The organism is Streptomyces sp. NPDC037421, assembly GCF_055602105.1.
Genome location: NZ_JBVJWV010000004.1, coordinates 235,284 through 251,798, shown reverse-complemented (window position 1 = coordinate 251,798; position 16,515 = coordinate 235,284). Strand labels below are relative to the sequence as shown.

The following is a 16,515-nucleotide window of genomic DNA, read 5'->3' as shown; positions in this document are numbered from 1 at the left end:
CGCCCTGGCGGGGGTAGGCTCGGAATCGCGCCGGTGTCACCGTTCGTCACCGGCAAAACAACATGTGGAGAGGAGCCCTGACCAACGGTGAGCACCAAGCCGACCACCCCAGAGCTCGAGTGGACCGAACTGGACCAGCGGGCCGTCGACACCGCCCGCATCCTGGCCGCCGACGCGGTCCAGAAGGTCGGGAACGGACACCCCGGTACGGCGATGAGCCTGGCCCCCGCCGCGTACACGCTTTTCCAGAAGGTCATGCGGCACGACCCCTCGGACCCGGAGTGGGTCGGGCGTGACCGTTTCGTGCTCTCCGCGGGGCACTCGTCCCTGACTCTTTACACCCAGCTCTACCTGGGCGGGTTCGGCCTGGAGCTGGACGACCTCAAGGCCTTCCGCACCTGGGGCTCCAAGACCCCGGGTCACCCGGAGTACGGTCACACGGCCGCCGTGGAGACCACCACCGGCCCGCTGGGCCAGGGCATCGCCAACGCGGTGGGCATGGCCATGGCCGCCCGCTACGAGCGCGGCCTGTTCGACCCGGAGGCCGCCGAGGGCACCTCCCCGTTCGACCACATGGTCTACGCGATCGCGGGCGACGGCTGCCTCCAGGAGGGCATCTCCCACGAGGCGTCCGCGCTGGCCGGCCACCAGAAGCTCGGCAACCTGGTGCTGCTGTGGGACGACAACCACATCTCCATCGAGGGTGACACGGAGACGGCCGTCTCCGAGGACACCATGAAGCGCTACGAGGCGTACGGCTGGCACGTCCAGCGCGTCGAGCAGCAGGAGAACGGCGACCTCGACCCGAAGGCCCTGTTCGCCGCCCTCCAGGCCGCCAAGGCCGAGACCGGGCGCCCGTCCTTCATCGCGGCCCGCTCGATCATCGCCTGGCCCGCCCCGCACGCCCAGGGCACCGAGGCCTCCCACGGCTCGGCCCTCGGCAACGACGAGGTCGCCGCGACCAAGCGCGTGCTCGGCTTCGACCCGGAGCAGACCTTCGAGGTCTCCGACGCGGTCCTCGGCCACACCCGCGGCCTGGCCGACCGCGGCCGCGACGCCCGCGCCGCCTGGGAGAAGGACTTCTCCGCCTGGCGCACCGCCAACCCCGAGCGCGCCGCCGCCTTCGACCGCATCGAGGCCAACGAGCTGCCCGAGGGCTGGGAGGACCAGCTCCCCGTCTTCGAGACCGGCAAGGGCGTCGCCACCCGCGCCGCCTCCGGCAAGGTCCTCGAAGCCCTCGGCGCGGTCATCCCGGAGCTGTGGGGCGGCTCGGCCGACCTGGCCGGCTCCAACAACACCACCATCGACAAGAACTCCTCGTTCCTGCCGGTGGGCAACCCGCTGCCGGAGGCCGACCCGTACGGCCGCACCATCCACTACGGCATCCGCGAGCACGCGATGGCCGCCGTGATGAACGGCATCACCCTGCACGGCCACACCCGCATCTACGGCGGCACCTTCCTGGTGTTCTCCGACTACATGCGCAACGCCGTCCGCCTGTCCGCGCTGATGCACCTCCCGGTGACGTACGTGTGGACGCACGACTCCATCGGCCTCGGCGAGGACGGCCCGACCCACCAGCCGGTCGAGCACGTCGCCTCGCTGCGCGCCATCCCGGGTCTGAACGTCGTCCGTCCGGCGGACGCGAACGAGACCGCCGTCGCCTGGCGCGAGATCCTCAAGCGCCACACCAAGGTGTACGGCAAGGGCGCTCCGCACGGCCTGGCCCTCACCCGCCAGGGCGTTCCCACGTACGAGCGCAACGAGGACGCCGCCAAGGGCGGCTACGTGCTGTTCGAGGCGGAGGGCGGTCCCGCCCAGGTCGTCCTCATCGGCACCGGCTCCGAGGTGCAGCTCGCCGTCGCCGCGCGCGAGGCGCTGCAGGCCGAGGGCGTCCCGGCGCGCGTGGTCTCGATGCCCTCCGTCGAGTGGTTCGAGGAGCAGACCCAGGAGTACAAGGACAGCGTCCTGCCGCCCTCGGTCAAGGCGCGAGTCGCGGTCGAGGCCGGCATCGGCCTGACCTGGCACCGTTACGTCGGGGACGCGGGCCGGATCGTCTCGCTGGAGCACTTCGGTGCCTCGGCCGACGGCGCCGTCCTGTTCCGCGAGTTCGGCCTCACCGCCGAAGCCGTGACCGCAGCCGCCAAGGCCTCCCTCACCGCCGCCGCGCGCTGAAGACCGGCACCTGAACCAGTAGGAGATGTAATCCCATGGCAGACGCACTCAAGCGCCTCTCCGACGAGGGCGTGGCGATCTGGCTGGACGACCTGTCCCGCAAGCGCATCACGTCCGGCAACCTCGCCGAACTCATCGACCAGCAGCACGTGGTCGGTGTCACCACCAACCCGTCGATCTTCCAGAAGGCCATCAGCAGCGGTGACGGCTACGAGCAGCAGCTCGCCGACCTCGCCGCCCGCAAGGTCACGGTCGACGAGGCCATCCGCATGATCACGACGGCGGATGTCAGGGACGCCGCCGACATCCTGCGGCCGGTCTTCGACTCGACCGAGGGCCAGGACGGCCGCGTGTCGATCGAGGTCGACCCGCGCCTCGCGCACAACACGACGGCGACCATCGCCGAGGCCAAGCAGCTCGCCTGGCTGGTGGACCGCCCGAACACGCTCATCAAGATCCCGGCGACCAAGGCAGGCCTGCCGGCGATCACCGAGGTCATCGGCAGGGGCATCAGCGTCAACGTCACGCTGATCTTCTCGCTGGAGCGCTACCGCGCGGTCATGGACGCGTACCTGGCGGGCCTGGAGAAGGCGAAGGCCGCCGGCCTGGACCTCTCCAAGATCCACTCGGTCGCCTCCTTCTTCGTGTCCCGCGTGGACAGCGAGATCGACAAGCGCCTCGACGGCGTGGGCACCGACGAGGCCAAGGCCCTGAAGGGCAAGGCGGCCCTCGCCAACGCCCGTCTGGCCTACGAGGCCTACGAAGAGGTGTTCGGCAGCGAGCGCTGGGCGGCCCTGGACAAGGCGCAGGCCAACAAGCAGCGCCCGCTGTGGGCCTCGACCGGCGTCAAGGACCCGGCGTACAAGGACACCCTGTACGTGGTGGACCTCGTCGCGCCCGGCACCGTGAACACCATGCCCGAGGGCACCCTGGAGGCCACCGCCGACCACGGCGAGGTCTCCGGCGACACCATCCGCGGCACCTACGAGCAGTCGCGCGCCGAGCTGGACGCGGTCGCGAAGCTCGGCATCTCGTACGACGATGTGGTGCAGCTGCTCGAAGACGAAGGCGTCGAGAAGTTCGAGGCGTCGTGGAACGACCTGCTGAAGTCGACCGAGGCGGAGCTGACGCGCCTCGCCCCCGCGGAGGACTGAGTATTTTGTCGGTAAACGGAGCGAACCCGCTTCGTGACGCACAGGACCGGCGGCTCCCGCGTATCGCGGGGCCGTCCGGCCTGGTCATTTTCGGCGTTACGGGTGACCTGTCGCGCAAGAAGCTCATGCCCGCCGTCTACGACCTCGCGAACCGCGGCCTGCTGCCCCCGGGCTTCTCGCTGATCGGTTTCGCCCGCCGTGAGTGGCAGGACGAGGACTTCGCCCAGGAGGTGTACGAGGCCGTCAAGGAGCACTCGCGCACCCCCTTCCGTGAGGAGGTCTGGCAGCAGCTGGTGCAGGGCTGCCGGTTCGTCCAGGGCGAGTTCGACGACGACGCGGCCTTCGAGACGCTCAAGTCGACCATAGAAGAACTCGACAAGGCCCAGGGCACGGGAGGCAACTTCGCCTTCTACCTGTCGGTGCCGCCGAAGTTCTTCCCCAAGGTGGTCCAGCAGCTCAAGAACCACGGGCTGGCGCAGAAGGAGGGCTCCTGGCGGCGTGCCGTCATCGAGAAGCCCTTCGGCCACGACCTGAAGAGCGCGGAAGAGCTCAACCAGGTCGTCCACGAGGTCTTCCCCCGTGACGAGGTCTTCCGGATCGACCACTACCTGGGCAAGGAGACCGTCCAGAACATCCTGGCGCTCCGCTTCGCCAACACGATGTTCGAGCCGATCTGGAACCGGTCGTACGTCGACCACGTCCAGATCACCATGGCCGAGGACATCGGCATCGGCGGCCGGGCCGGCTACTACGACGGCATCGGCGCGGCCCGTGACGTCATCCAGAACCACCTGCTCCAGCTGCTGGCGCTGACGGCGATGGAGGAGCCCGGCTCCTTCCACCCCAAGGCCCTGGTCGCGGAGAAGCTGAAGGTGCTCAGCGCCGTCGAGATCCCCGAGGACCTCGGCAAGCACACCGTGCGCGGCCAGTACTCGGCGGCCTGGCAGGGCGGCGAGAAGGTCGTCGGGTACCTCGAAGAGGACGGCATCGACCCCAAGTCGAAGACCGACACCTACGCGGCCATCCGCCTGGAGATCAACAACCGCCGCTGGGCGGGCGTCCCGTTCTACCTGCGGACGGGCAAGCGCCTGGGCCGCCGGGTGACCGAGATCGCGGTGGTCTTCAAGCGGGCCCCGTACCTGCCCTTCGAATCCGGCGCGACCGAGGAACTGGGGCAGAACGCCCTGGTCATCCGGGTCCAGCCGGACGAGGGCGTGACGGTCCGCTTCGGCTCGAAGGTACCGGGCACCTCCATGGAGGTCCGGGACGTCACGATGGACTTCGCCTACGGCGAGTCCTTCACCGAGTCCAGCCCCGAGGCCTACGAGCGGCTCATCCTCGACGTCCTCCTCGGCGACGCGAACCTCTTCCCGCGTCACCAGGAAGTCGAGCTTTCCTGGAACATCCTCGACCCGATCGAGGAGTACTGGGACAAGCACGGCAAGCCCGCACAGTACGCGGCGGGCACCTGGGGGCCGGTCGAGGCGGACGAGATGCTCGCACGAGACGGACGGAGCTGGCGCCGGCCATGAAGATCGACCTCACGGAGACCACCTCCAGCAAGATCAACGCCGCGTTGGTGCAGGCGCGCCGGGACATCGGCACGCCGGCCATCGGCATGGTCCTCACGCTGGTGATCGTGACCGACGAAGAGAACGCGTACGACGCGCTCAAGTCGGCGAACGACGCGTCCCACGAACACCCCTCGCGGATCGTCGTCGTGGTCAAGCGGGTCAGCCGCTCCCCGCGCAGCCGCCGCGACGCCCGTCTCGACGCGGAGATCCGCGTCGGCGCGGACTCCGGCACCGGGGAGACGGTCGTACTGCGCCTGCACGGAGAACTGGTCAACCACGCCCAGTCGGTCGTGCTCCCGCTGCTCCTGCCGGACGCCCCCGTGGTCGTCTGGTGGCCGGAGGGCGCTCCCGCTGACCTGGCGGGCGACCCGCTGGGTGCGCTGGGGCAGCGCCGGATCACGGACACGTACTCCTCGGAGGAGCCCATCGGGGCCCTCGGCCTGCGGGCGGAGGCGTACGCGCCGGGTGACACGGACCTGTCGTGGACCCGGATCACCCCGTGGCGCTCCATGCTGGCCGCCGCGCTCGACCAGCAGACGGTCTCGGTGGTCTCCGCGACCGTCGAGGGCGAGGACGAGAACCCGAGCTGTGAACTGCTGGCCATGTGGCTGGCGGACCGCCTCGGGGTCCCGGTCAAGCGGACCCTGTCGGACGGGCCGGGGCTGACCGCCGTACGCCTGGAGACCAAGGACGGCGTGATCGTCCTGGACCGCGCGGACGGCGCGCTGGCGACCCTGTGCATGCCGGGCCAGCCGGACCGCGCGGTGGCGCTCAAGCGCCGCGACACGGCGGAGCTGCTGGCGGAGGAGCTGCGCCGGCTGGACCCGGACAACACGTACGAGGCGTCGCTGAAGTTCGGCGTCGGCCGCCTGGCGGCCACGGCCGCTACGGCGAAGCCGAAGGCTGATGCCGGTGCCAAGGCCGGTGCCGGTGCCGGTGCCGGTGCCGGTGCCGGTGCCGGTGCCGGTGCCGGTGCCGGTGCCGGTGCCAAGGCTGACGCCGAGCCCGGTGCCCGTGCCAAGGCTGACGCCGAGGCCGGTGCCGGTGCCAAGGCCGACGCCGAGGCCGGTGCCAAGGCCGACGCCGACGCCGAGGCCGGTGCCGAGGCGGGCGCCGGGTCCGACGGCAAGGGCTCGGCGGCGAAGCCGGCGGGCAAGCCGGCGAAGCGGGCGGCCGCCAAGTAGCGGGACGGGGGCCGCTGCGCGGAGCGGTCCCCTACCCGCCCTTCCACCGTTCCCCGGGCTCCGCCCGGACCCGCGCCTCAATCGCCGGCCGGGGGCTGGAGTGCGCGCAGCGCACTTCCGGCCCCGCCGGCGATTGAGGCGACGGGCGCGCAGCGCCCGTACAGCGGTCCGGGGCGCAGCCCCGGTTTCGGGAAGGGGCGGGGTGGGGAACGGCTCCGCGCAGCGGCACCCGGCACCCGGCACCCGGCACCCGGCACCCGGCACCCGGCACCCGGCACCCGGCACCCGGCACCCGGCACCCGGCACCCGACCTCCCCGCACCGGGCCGGCCACCCCACAGGGGCCCGGCTCCGCGCAGCGGGACCACCACTCGGAACTACCAAGAAGGCGGCAGCACATGGGTATGACGACTCCCCAGGTCGTCGTCCACCGGGACAAGGAGCTGATGGCCCAGGCCGCTGCGGCCCGGCTCATCACGAAGATCGTGGACGCACAGGCCGCCCGCGGCAGCGCCTCGGTCGTCCTGACCGGCGGCCGCAACGGCAACGGGCTCCTCGCGGCCCTCGCCGCCGCCCCCGCGCGGGACGCGATCGACTGGTCCCGCATCGACCTGTGGTGGGGCGACGAGCGCTACGTCCCCGCCGACGACCCCGAGCGCAACCACGTCCAGGCCCGCGAGGCTCTGCTGGACGCCGTCCCCGTGGACCCGGCCCGCGTGCACGCGATGCCCGCCTCCGACGGCCCGTACGGCGAGGACGTGGACGCCGCCGCGGCCGCGTACGCCGCCGAGCTGGCGAAGGCCGCCGGGCCCGAGGACCACGGCCCGGTCCCCACCTTCGACGTGCTGATGCTGGGGGTGGGCCCGGACACCCACGTGGCGTCCCTGTTCCCCGAGCACCCGGCGGCCCGTGAGACCGAGCGCACCGTCGTCGGCGTCCACGGCGCCCCGAAGCCGCCGCCGACCCGTGTCTCGCTCACCCTTCCGGCGATCCGCGCGGCCCGCGAGGTCTGGCTGCTGGCGGCCGGCGAGGACAAGGCCGGGGCGGTCGCCATCGCCCTCGGCGGCGCCGGGGAGGTCCAGGCCCCGGCCGCGGCCGCCCACGGCCGCAGCCGCACCCTGTGGCTGCTGGACCGCGCGGCGGCGGCCAAGCTGCCCGCCGGGCTGTACCCCCCTGCCTCCGCCTGAACGAGGGCATGGGGAAGGGCCCCGCACCGGTCGTCTCCGGTGCGGGGCCCTTCCCGTTCGTCAGCGCCCGCGCAGCTCGCGGTACGTGGCCACCAGCGCCCGCGTCGACGGGTCGAGGCCCTCCACGTGCGAGCCCTCGGTCAGCGCCGGCTCCACGCGCTTGGCGAGGACCTTGCCGAGCTCGACGCCCCACTGGTCGAAGGAGTCGATGTTCCACACCGCGCCCTGGACGAACACCTTGTGCTCGTACAGCGCGATGAGCTGCCCCAGCACCGACGGGGTCAGCTCGGTGGCGAGGATGGTCGTCGTCGGGTGGTTGCCCTGGAAGGTCTTGTGCGGGACGAGGGCCTCGGCGACGCCCTCCGCGCGGACCTCCTCGGCGGTCTTGCCGAAGGCCAGGGCCTGCGTCTGGGCGAAGAAGTTCGCCATCAGCAGGTCGTGCTGGGCCTCCAGCGCCGGCGACAGCTCCGCCACCGGGCGGGCGAAGCCGATGAAGTCCGCCGGGATCAGCTTGGTGCCCTGGTGGATCAGCTGGTAGTAGGCGTGCTGTCCGTTGGTGCCGGGCGTGCCCCACACCACCGGGCCGGTCTGCCAGTCCACCGGATTGCCGTCCCGGTCCACGGACTTGCCGTTGGACTCCATGTCCAGCTGCTGCAAGTAGGCGGTGAAACGGGAGAGGTAGTGGCTGTACGGGAGCACCGCGTGCGACTGCGCGTCGAAGAAGGCCCCGTACCAGATGCCCAACAGGCCCAGCAGGAACGGGGCGTTGCTCTCCACCGGCGCGGTGCGGAAGTGCTCGTCCATGGCGTGGAAGCCGCCGAGGAGCTCGCGGAAGGAGTCCGGGCCGATGGCGATCATCAGGGAGAGGCCGATGGCGGAGTCGAAGGAGTAGCGTCCGCCGACCCAGTCCCAGAACCCGAACATGTTGGCCGGGTCGATGCCGAACTCGGTGACCTTCTCGGCGTTGGTGGACAGGGCCACGAAGTGCCGTGCCACGGCGGCCTGGTCGCCGCCGAGCCCCGCGAGCAGCCATTCCCGCGCCGAGGTGGCGTTGGTGATGGTCTCGATGGTGGTGAAGGTCTTCGAGGCGATGATGAACAGGGTCTCCGCCGGGTCGAGCTCGCGCACGGCCTCGTGGAGGTCGGCGCCGTCCACGTTGGAGACGAACTTCAGGGTCAGCCCGCGGTCGGTGAAGGCGCGCAGCGCCTCGTACGCCATGGCGGGGCCCAGGTCGGAGCCGCCGATGCCGATGTTGACCACGTTCTTGATGCGCTTGCCGGTGGACCCGGTCCACTCGCCGGACCTGACCTGGCCGGCGAAGGCCGCCATCTTGTCGAGGACTTCGTGCACGCCGGGCACGACGTTCTCGCCGTCCACCTCGACGACCGCCTCCCGGGGGGCGCGCAGCGCGGTGTGCAGGACCGCGCGGTCCTCCGTCACGTTGATCTTCTCGCCGCGGAACATCGCGTCCCGCAGCTCCGCCACGCCGGTGGCCGCCGCCAGTTCGCGCAGCAGCCCGAGCGTCTCGTCGGTCACGAGGTGCTTCGAGTAGTCGATGTGCAGGTCCCCGACCCGCAGCGTGTATCCGGCGCCACGGTCCGGGTCCGACTCGAACAGCTCCCGCAGATGCGTCTGCCCCAGCTCTTCCCGGTGCTTGCCGAGTGCGTGCCACTCGGGCGTCCGGTTGAGCCTCGTACGGCTGTCTGCGTTCATCTCGGACATCAACCCACTTCTTCCGTCCTGTTGTGCCCCGCCACCGTCCAACCTAAGGGATCGGAAGGGGGACAACGCACACAAAGGGGCCCGGCCCGCGGGATTCGCTCTCCCACGGGCCGGGCCCTGAGTCGCTCTTGAGCGCGGCGCCGTCGTGCTCGGACGGACCGGCTCAGATCTCGCCGCGGAGCTTGGCGAGGGCCTCGGCGAGGATCGCCTCGCCGTCGGCGTCCGTGCGGCGCTCGCGGACGTACGCGAGGTGCGTCTTGTACGGCTCCGTGCGCGGCGGCGCGGGCGGGTCGTCCCGGTCCTGGCCGGCCGGGAACCCGCAGCGCGGGCAGTCCCAGGTGTCCGGCACCTGCGCGTCGCTGGCGAAGCTGGGCTGCGTCTCGTGCCCGTTCGAGCACCAGAAGGAGATGCGCAGGCGCGGCGCGGATTCGCCGCGCTCGGCCTCGCCCATCGGCCCGGCTCCGACCCGACTTCCACGAATCGCGTTGCCACTTGCCACGGTCGTAACTCCCTGCGTGATGGTGCCGCGGAGCGTGAGGGATGTCCGCTGCGGGCGCCCCAGTCTACGTAAGGCCCAACGCGCGTCCAGCAACCGGAGTTACTCGCTCCAGCCGTGGACGCAGGACCTCATGATAGGCCGGGCGCAGCCGGCGGGACGGCCGGAATGGCCAGAACCGTCAGGAGGCGCTGGACTTCATGAGCAGGCCGAGCGCGACGATGCAGGCGAACCACAGCAGGCCGACGACGACCGTGATGCGGTCGAGGTTGCGCTCGGCCACGGAGGAACCGCCGACCGAGGACTGCATGCCGCCGCCGAACATGTCGGAAAGGCCGCCACCCTTGCCCTTGTGCATCAGCACGAGCAGCATCAGCAGAGCGCTGAAGACGATCAGGGCGATCGAGAACCCCATAACCACGGCTGGTTCCTACTTTCTGGGCTTGCTGGGAGGAAGCGGGGGCCGCGGGCCGCGCGTACGCGGCCCCCGGCCCCCGCAAGGGTACGACGGATCGGCCCTACCGCATACTCACTGGTCGCGGAAGCGGACGATCTTGACGAACTCGTCCACGTCCAGCGCCGCGCCGCCGATCAGGGCGCCGTCCACGTCGGGCTGGGCCATGATCGCGGCGATGTTGCCGGCCTTGACCGAGCCGCCGTACTGGATGCGGACCTTGTCGGCCAGCTCCTGGGAGTACAGCTCCGCGAGGCGGCCGCGGATCGCACCGCAGACCTCCTGCGCGTCCTCGGGGGTGGCGACCTCGCCGGTGCCGATCGCCCAGACCGGCTCGTACGCGATCACGATGGACTCGACCTGCTCGGCCGGGACGTCCTTGAGGCCGCCGTCGACCTGGGCCAGGGTGTGCGCGACCTGGTTGCCGGCCTTGCGGACGTCCAGGCCCTCGCCGACGCACAGGATCGGGGTGATCCCGTTGCGGTAGGCGGCCTTGACCTTGGCGTTGCAGACCTCGTCGGTCTCGCCGTGGTACTGGCGGCGCTCGCTGTGGCCGACGGCGACGAAGGTGCAGCTCAGCTTCGACAGCATCGGGCCGGAGATCTCACCGGTGTAGGCGCCGGAGTCCTGCGCCGAGATGTCCTGGGCGCCGTACTTGATCTTCAGCTTGTCGCCGTCGACCAGGGTCTGGACCGAGCGCAGGTCGGTGAAGGGCGGGAGCACCGCGACCTCGACGGCGTCGTAGTCCTTGTCGGCGAGGGCGAAGGCGAGCTTCTGGACGTGGGCGATGGCCTCGAGGTGGTTGAGGTTCATCTTCCAGTTGCCCGCCATCAGCGGGGTGCGGCCGTTGACAGTGGTCATAGGGGTTCAGCCCTCCAGGGCGGCGAGGCCGGGGAGCGTCTTGCCCTCGAGGTATTCGAGGCTGGCGCCACCACCGGTGGAAATGTGACCGAAGGCGTTCTCGTCGAAGCCGAGGATGCGGACGGCGGCGGCGCTGTCGCCACCGCCGACCACGGTGAAGGCCTGGCTGTCGAGGAGCGCCTGCGCGATGGCGGTGGTGCCGCCCGCGTAGTCGGGGTGCTCGAAGACGCCCACCGGGCCGTTCCAGAAGACGGTCGCGGCATCGGCGATCTTCGAAGCGTACAGCTCACGCGTCTTGGGGCCGATGTCCAGGCCCTCCTTGTCCGCGGGGATCCCGTCCGCGGCGACGGTGGTGAACTCGGCCGGGGTCTTGCCCTTGAGGTCGGGGAAGTCCGCGGAGGCCAGGATGTCGACGGGGAGGACCAGCTCGACGCCGTTCTTCTCGGCGCGCTCCATGTACTCCGTGACCTTGGGGAGCTGGTCTTCCTGGAGCAGGGAGATGCCGACCTCGTAGCCCTTGGCCTTGAGGAAGGTGTAGGCCATGCCGCCGCCGATGAGGATGCGGTCGGCCTTGCCGAGGAGCTCGTCGATGACGGCGAGCTTGTCGGAGACCTTGGCGCCGCCGAGGACGACGACGTAGGGCCGCTGGACGTCGGCGGTCAGCTTCTCCAGGACGCCGACCTCGGTGGCGATGAGGTAGCCGGCCGCGTGCGGGAGGCGCGCGGGCAGGTCGAAGACCGAGGCGTGCTTGCGGTGGACGGCGCCGAAGCCGTCGCCGACGTAGACGTCGGCCAGCTCGGCGAGCTGGTCCGCGAAGGCACCGCGCTCGGCGTCGTCCTTCGAGGTCTCACCGGCGTTGAAGCGCAGGTTCTCGATGACGGCGACCTGTCCGTCGGCGAGGGCCGCGACGGTCTCCTTGGCGGAGGCGCCGACGGTGTCGGTGGCGAAGGCCACCTCCGCGCCGAGCAGCTCGCCGAGCCGCTTGGCGGCCGGGGCCAGCGAGAACGCCGGGTCCGGGGCGCCCTTGGGGCGGCCCAGGTGCGAGGCGACGACCACGCGGGCGCCGGCCTCGGCCAGCTTCGCGATGGTCGGCTGGACGGCGCGGATGCGGCCGTCGTCGGTGATCTCACCGTTCGCCAGCGGAACGTTGAGGTCCGCGCGGACGAAGACCCGCTTGCCGGCGACGCCCTCGGCGAGCAGTTCGTCGATCGTCTTCATGTGTTTCCTACTCCTTGGGAGACCTTCGCCCGGAGGGCGAGGACGGGAGGACCAGGCAAGCAACAGGGCCCGAACGGCGCCTCATCGCGCCGAGCGGACCCTGTGCTCACATCGTGTTGCCTTGCCCTACGTTCTTAGAGCTGACCGCCGACGAAGGTGGTCAGGTCGACGAGTCGGTTGGAGTAGCCCCACTCGTTGTCGTACCAGCCGACGACCTTGACCTGCTTGCCCTGGACCATGGTCAGGGAGGAGTCGAAGGTGCAGGAGGCCGGCCAGTTCACGATGTCGGAGGAGACGATCGCGTCCTCGGTGTAGTCGAGGATGCCCTTGAGCTGGCCCTCCGCGGCCTTCTGGAAGGCGGCGTTGATCTCGTCCTTGGTGACCTCGCGGTCGAGCTCCAGGACGAGGTCGGTGACCGAGCCGGTCGGGACCGGGACGCGCATGGCGATGCCGTCGAGCTTGCCCTTGAGCTGCGGCAGGACCAGCGCGGTGGCCTTGGCGGCACCGGTGGAGGTCGGGATGATGTTCTCGGCGGCGGCGCGGGCGCGGCGCAGGTCCGAGTGCGGGAAGTCCAGGATGCGCTGGTCGTTGGTGTAGGCGTGGACCGTCGTCATCATGCCCTTGACGATGCCGAAGTTCTCGTCGAGGACCTTGGCCATCGGCGCCACGCAGTTGGTGGTGCAGGAGGCGTTGGAGATGACGTGGTGGTTGGCCGCGTCGTACTTGTCCTGGTTGACGCCCATCACGATGGTGATGTCCTCATCCTTGGCCGGAGCCGAGATGAGGACCTTCTTCGCGCCGGCCGCGAGGTGCTTGGCGGCGTCGGCCTTCTTCGTGAAGATGCCGGTGGACTCGATGACGATGTCGGCGCCCAGCTCGCCCCAGGGGAGGTTCGCGGGGTCGCGCTCGGCGAAGGTCTTGAAGGTGTTGCCGCCGACGGTGATGGTGTCGTCGGTGTGGGAGACCTCGGCCTTGAGGCGGCCCAGAATGGTGTCGTACTTGAGCAGGTGCACCAGGGTGGCGTTGTCCGTCAGGTCGTTGACACCGACGATCTCGATGTCCGCTCCCTGCTCGAGAAGAGCCCGGAAGTAGTTACGGCCAATTCGGCCAAAACCATTGATGCCTACGCGGATCGTCACGAACCGATCTCCTCGTTGGTGCGCCGGCCTGTCCCGCCGGCGAGCTGTATGGGATGTCCCCGACCGCTTACGACCCTACCTCTCTGTGAGCTTCTGAGTGACATCGGTCGGAGCCTGACACTCCCCGCTCCTGGCGGGGGACATGCCCGAGGCCCTGTACCAGTGGCCGCGGCACGGGACCTCGGGGACTTCGGTCCCCGTCACCGAGAGTGAACGGGGACCGGGTCGTGGATCAGCGGTCCAGGGACCTGAGCGCCTTGCCGAGCACTGCGGCTCGGTCCGCCGGGGCCGTTACGTGCTCCAGCCCGAAGCCGAGGAGGACCGTGTCACGCGTAGTGACCGCCGCGTACGACTTGAACAGCTCTCCGGTCCTGGACCAATCTCCCGGAACGTCGGGACTTCCGGCGGGCGCCGGCTGCGCGGTCCATGTCCCGAGGGAGGTCTCGAAGCCCTCGGCGGGCTGGTCGGCGCCGCCGACGGACACCCGCGCCTCGTCGGCGAAGACGCCGCGGCCGCCCGAGGCGGGGTCGGTGATGGAGGAGAGGGAGACCTCGACCGTCTTCCCGGCGTAGGCGCTCAGGTCGAAGGCGACCTCCTTCCAGCCGCCGGAGGAGCCGGTGAAGCTGTTCCACGCTCCGCTACTGCCGGCCGCGGTGCAGCCGCCGCCGTCGAGGGTGAGGTAGCGGCGCAGGAACGGGTGGCCGTTGACGAAGAACCCGGCGCCGCACTCCGCCGGGACTGTGGCGGAGCTCAGCCCGCCCGCTTCCGGGAGTGTGGTCCAGTCGTCCCCGCCGGCCGTACGGGCTTCCAGGACGGCGTGGTCGTAGCCCTCCTCGGTGTTCCAGTTGAGGGCCATCTTCAGCTTCGGCTGATCGGCGGCGGCGACCTTGGTGAGGTCGATGGTGCGCGTGAGGCGCTTCCAGTCGTCGTCGACGTGGGTCGCCGACGCCATTGCGGTGCCCGCGTAGGGGGCGTACGGGTTCGTCACTCCGGCGTACTGGCCCGCCTGCGCGCTCTTGAACTGCGGGAACTGTGCCGCCGGGAGCGTGTCGGAGGTGACGGTGTAGGCGCCGGGGGCGTTCAGCGGGTTGCCCGCCGCGTCGCCGAGGGCTCCCTTGGCACCGGTGAGGGAGCCCGCACCGGTGAAGCCGGTCGGAGCCTTGACCGAGGCCCGGCCGTAGGCGCCGAGGTAGTACTGGCTGAAGTCGTCGGTCAGGGCGCGGCCGACCTGGGCCCGGCCACCGGCCAGTTCACCGGCCTCGACCAGCTTGCCGCCCTCGTTCAGGAAGTCGCGGACCGCCAGCTGGGTGGGGCCGCCCGGGGCGCCCGCACCGGTGTAGTGGACGGCGGTGCGGAAGTGGGAGAGCACGCCGCGGTGGTGCGGGACGCCCTGGACGGCCACGTCCCACACGGCGGCCGACTTCCCGTTGGCCCGCAGCGCGTCCACGTAGCTCTGGGCGTGCTGCGCCCTGGCGCCCTCCTCCGCGATCACCAGGACGTCCGCGCGCGGGCGCTCGGCGACGGTGTACGTGAAGTGCTCGCTGGAGACCTTCTTGTCGGAGCGGTCGCGGCCGGTGAACCAGACCTCGACCTTGTCTCCGGGCTTGGCGCCGTCCACCTCGGCCCGGTACTCGTCGAACCAGTTGTTGTCCTCGCCGCCGTAGACGTCCCCGCCCTTCCAGGCCTTGAGCCCGTCGTCGTGCGTACGGCCGCCGTTGATGCGGAAGTTGAGCCGCTTGTCCTTCAGTGCCTTGCGGGCCGTGACGGCGACCGTCTGGTCCTCGCCCTTGGCCGCGTAGGAGGTGGTGAAGGGGTCGGGGGTGAAGTCGGCGGCGCTCAGGCCGACGGCGGAGGAGGGCCGGTCGGGGTGTGCGGCGCTCTCGCCGACGCTCAGCGCGAAGGGGACGTTCTTGGCGAACTCCTGCTGGATCAGCTTCTCGTCGTCCGGGAAGTTGAACCCGGAGGCGCAGTCCTCGGGCTTCCAGGCGTCGTTCGGATCGATCGCGGAAGCCGTCTGGCAGGTGGTCATCTCCGGCGTGAACATCATGACGCCGTTGGCGTTGGCCGCGTGGCCGTCGGCCTCGCCGTTGGTCGTGTACAGCTCGGACGAGAGCTGCGGGTGGTAGCCGGGGACGGCCGGGTTCTCGGGGGTGCCGGCGAGCGCCTTGTAGGCGACGTCGTCGGGGGTCGGGGTGGCGACCTGCCAGCCCACGCCGTACAGGATCAGCTCGGACGCCGAGTGGTAGTTGATCGCGTACTCGAAGCCGATGCGCTTCTCGAAGCCGTCGAGGGCGGTGGTCTCGGGCTCGGACTGCGCCCTGGGCCCGCGGAAGGTCTCGCTGGAGGGGTTCGGCGAGGAGCCCTCGTTGTCGTAGCCCCACCTGTAGGCGAAGTTGCGGTTGAGGTCGACGCCGTCCACCGCGGTGATCTTGCCGTCGCCGTCGTTGTCGCGGAGGTTCTTGCGCCACAGCCGGGTGCTGTCGGAGGTGAACGTGTGGTCGTAGCCATCGGGGTTGGCGGAGAGCAGGAACCACAGCTCGGTGGAGTCCACCAGCTCGGTGATCCGCGCGTCCTTGCCGTAGTTGTCGAGGGTGTGGTGCATCAGCCGCCGGGTCATCTCGGGGGTGATCCACTCCCGGGCGTGCTGGTTGGACAGGTAGAGCACGGACGGCTTGTCGCCGTCCTTGGTCCGCTTGGCGTCCTTGCTGACCTTGAGGGCGAGGATGTCCTTGCCCTGGACGCTCTTGCCGATGGAGACGACCTTGGTGAGCGCCGGGTTCTCCTGCGCGGTCCGCAGGATCTCCTCCTGGAGGCCGCCCTTGCCGCTGTACGGGCGGAAGACCCCGTCCCCGGCGGCCTTGGCGCGGGCCAGGCCCTGGGCGGGGACCTTGCGCTCGGCGAGCTCGACCCCCTGGGCGGTGAGCTGCCCGGCCTGCTCTCCGGTGAGGAAGAGCTCGACGCGGGCGGTCCCCGTCTCCGGGGCGCGCTCGGAGAGTTCATGGGCGTCCTGGCCGGCGGCGAGGACGAGCGGGACCTGCTCACGGGTGATGTCGGCGTCGTAGACCCGTACCTCGTCGGCACCGGAAGCCGTGCCGGACGCGGGCTGCGCCTGGGCCGCGACGGGTACCGCGGCCAGTGTGGATCCGAAGACGAGTGCGCTTGCGGCGAGGATCGATCTCGCGCGGTGCCTCATGTGCCCCCCTGGGCGTCGTCAGCCACGAAAGCGTTCGGGGGCAAGGCTCACGACCCGGCGATGCCCATGTCAACGGGACAAACGGGAACGGACCGGGCCCGCACGGCGTGAACGTGCGGGCCCCTCGCGGCGTACGTCCGGGGACGTGCCGGGACGTGC

12 protein-coding genes are annotated in these 16,515 nt (G+C 70.6%); 5 read left to right on the top strand and 7 right to left on the bottom strand.

The genetic code is table 11. The features are described from left to right. The first annotated feature begins 87 nt into the window (after window positions 1-87). The 5 genes from tkt to pgl all read left to right on the top strand — a co-directional run bounded on the left by tkt (window position 88) and on the right by pgl (window position 7,273). Window positions 88-2,175 (top strand): transketolase, encoded by a 2,088-nt coding sequence (gene tkt, locus ACZ7IF_RS08755; protein ID WP_470965231.1) that lies wholly within the window; start codon window positions 88-90, stop codon window positions 2,173-2,175. 35 nt (window positions 2,176-2,210) lie between these two features. Then, on the top strand, window positions 2,211-3,329 hold the full coding sequence (gene tal, locus ACZ7IF_RS08750) for a transaldolase (protein ID WP_470965229.1): 1,119 nt from the start codon (window positions 2,211-2,213) through the stop codon (window positions 3,327-3,329). A 2-nt stretch (window positions 3,330-3,331) separates the two neighbouring features. Then, a complete protein-coding gene (zwf, locus tag ACZ7IF_RS08745; RefSeq protein ID WP_470965536.1) occupies window positions 3,332-4,861 on the top strand; it encodes a glucose-6-phosphate dehydrogenase in 1,530 nt (509 codons plus the stop codon). Further along, window positions 4,858-6,087 (top strand): glucose-6-phosphate dehydrogenase assembly protein OpcA, encoded by a 1,230-nt coding sequence (gene opcA, locus ACZ7IF_RS08740; protein ID WP_470965226.1) that lies wholly within the window; start codon window positions 4,858-4,860, stop codon window positions 6,085-6,087. Before zwf ends, opcA begins: the two co-directional genes overlap by 4 nt. 403 nt (window positions 6,088-6,490) lie before the next feature. After that, window positions 6,491-7,273, top strand: coding sequence for a 6-phosphogluconolactonase (gene pgl / locus ACZ7IF_RS08735; protein WP_470965223.1), 783 nt, complete (start codon window positions 6,491-6,493; stop codon window positions 7,271-7,273). Between the two features lie 60 nt (window positions 7,274-7,333). Here the strand turns inward: pgl and pgi are convergent, their stop codons facing one another. From pgi to ACZ7IF_RS08700, 7 genes are all read right to left on the bottom strand, one after another. Continuing rightward, a complete protein-coding gene (gene pgi, locus ACZ7IF_RS08730; RefSeq protein ID WP_470965533.1) occupies window positions 7,334-8,986 on the bottom strand; it encodes a glucose-6-phosphate isomerase in 1,653 nt (550 codons plus the stop codon). A gap of 172 nt (window positions 8,987-9,158) precedes the next feature. Beyond that, window positions 9,159-9,494 (bottom strand): RNA polymerase-binding protein RbpA, encoded by a 336-nt coding sequence (locus tag ACZ7IF_RS08725; RefSeq protein ID WP_386521618.1) that lies wholly within the window; start codon window positions 9,492-9,494, stop codon window positions 9,159-9,161. Window positions 9,495-9,672: 178 nt separating this feature from the next. Next, window positions 9,673-9,906 carry a preprotein translocase subunit SecG gene (gene secG / locus ACZ7IF_RS08720; RefSeq protein WP_470965530.1) on the bottom strand — a complete coding sequence of 78 codons (234 nt, stop codon included), beginning with the start codon at window positions 9,904-9,906 and terminating at the stop codon, window positions 9,673-9,675. Between the two features lie 114 nt (window positions 9,907-10,020). Beyond that, window positions 10,021-10,806 (bottom strand): triose-phosphate isomerase, encoded by a 786-nt coding sequence (gene tpiA / locus ACZ7IF_RS08715; RefSeq protein WP_470965220.1) that lies wholly within the window; start codon window positions 10,804-10,806, stop codon window positions 10,021-10,023. Window positions 10,807-10,812: 6 nt separating this feature from the next. Beyond that, the gene (locus ACZ7IF_RS08710; RefSeq protein WP_470965217.1) at window positions 10,813-12,024 is read right to left on the bottom strand and encodes a phosphoglycerate kinase; all 1,212 of its coding nucleotides are present in this window, start codon (window positions 12,022-12,024) and stop codon (window positions 10,813-10,815) included. Window positions 12,025-12,158: 134 nt separating this feature from the next. Then, window positions 12,159-13,163, bottom strand: coding sequence for a type I glyceraldehyde-3-phosphate dehydrogenase (gene gap / locus ACZ7IF_RS08705; protein WP_427718797.1), 1,005 nt, complete (start codon window positions 13,161-13,163; stop codon window positions 12,159-12,161). 232 nt (window positions 13,164-13,395) lie between these two features. Continuing rightward, window positions 13,396-16,356: a M14 family metallopeptidase gene (locus ACZ7IF_RS08700; protein WP_470965213.1), complete on the bottom strand. Its 2,961-nt coding sequence runs from the start codon at window positions 16,354-16,356 to the stop codon at window positions 13,396-13,398. Window positions 16,357-16,515 lie beyond the last annotated feature (159 nt).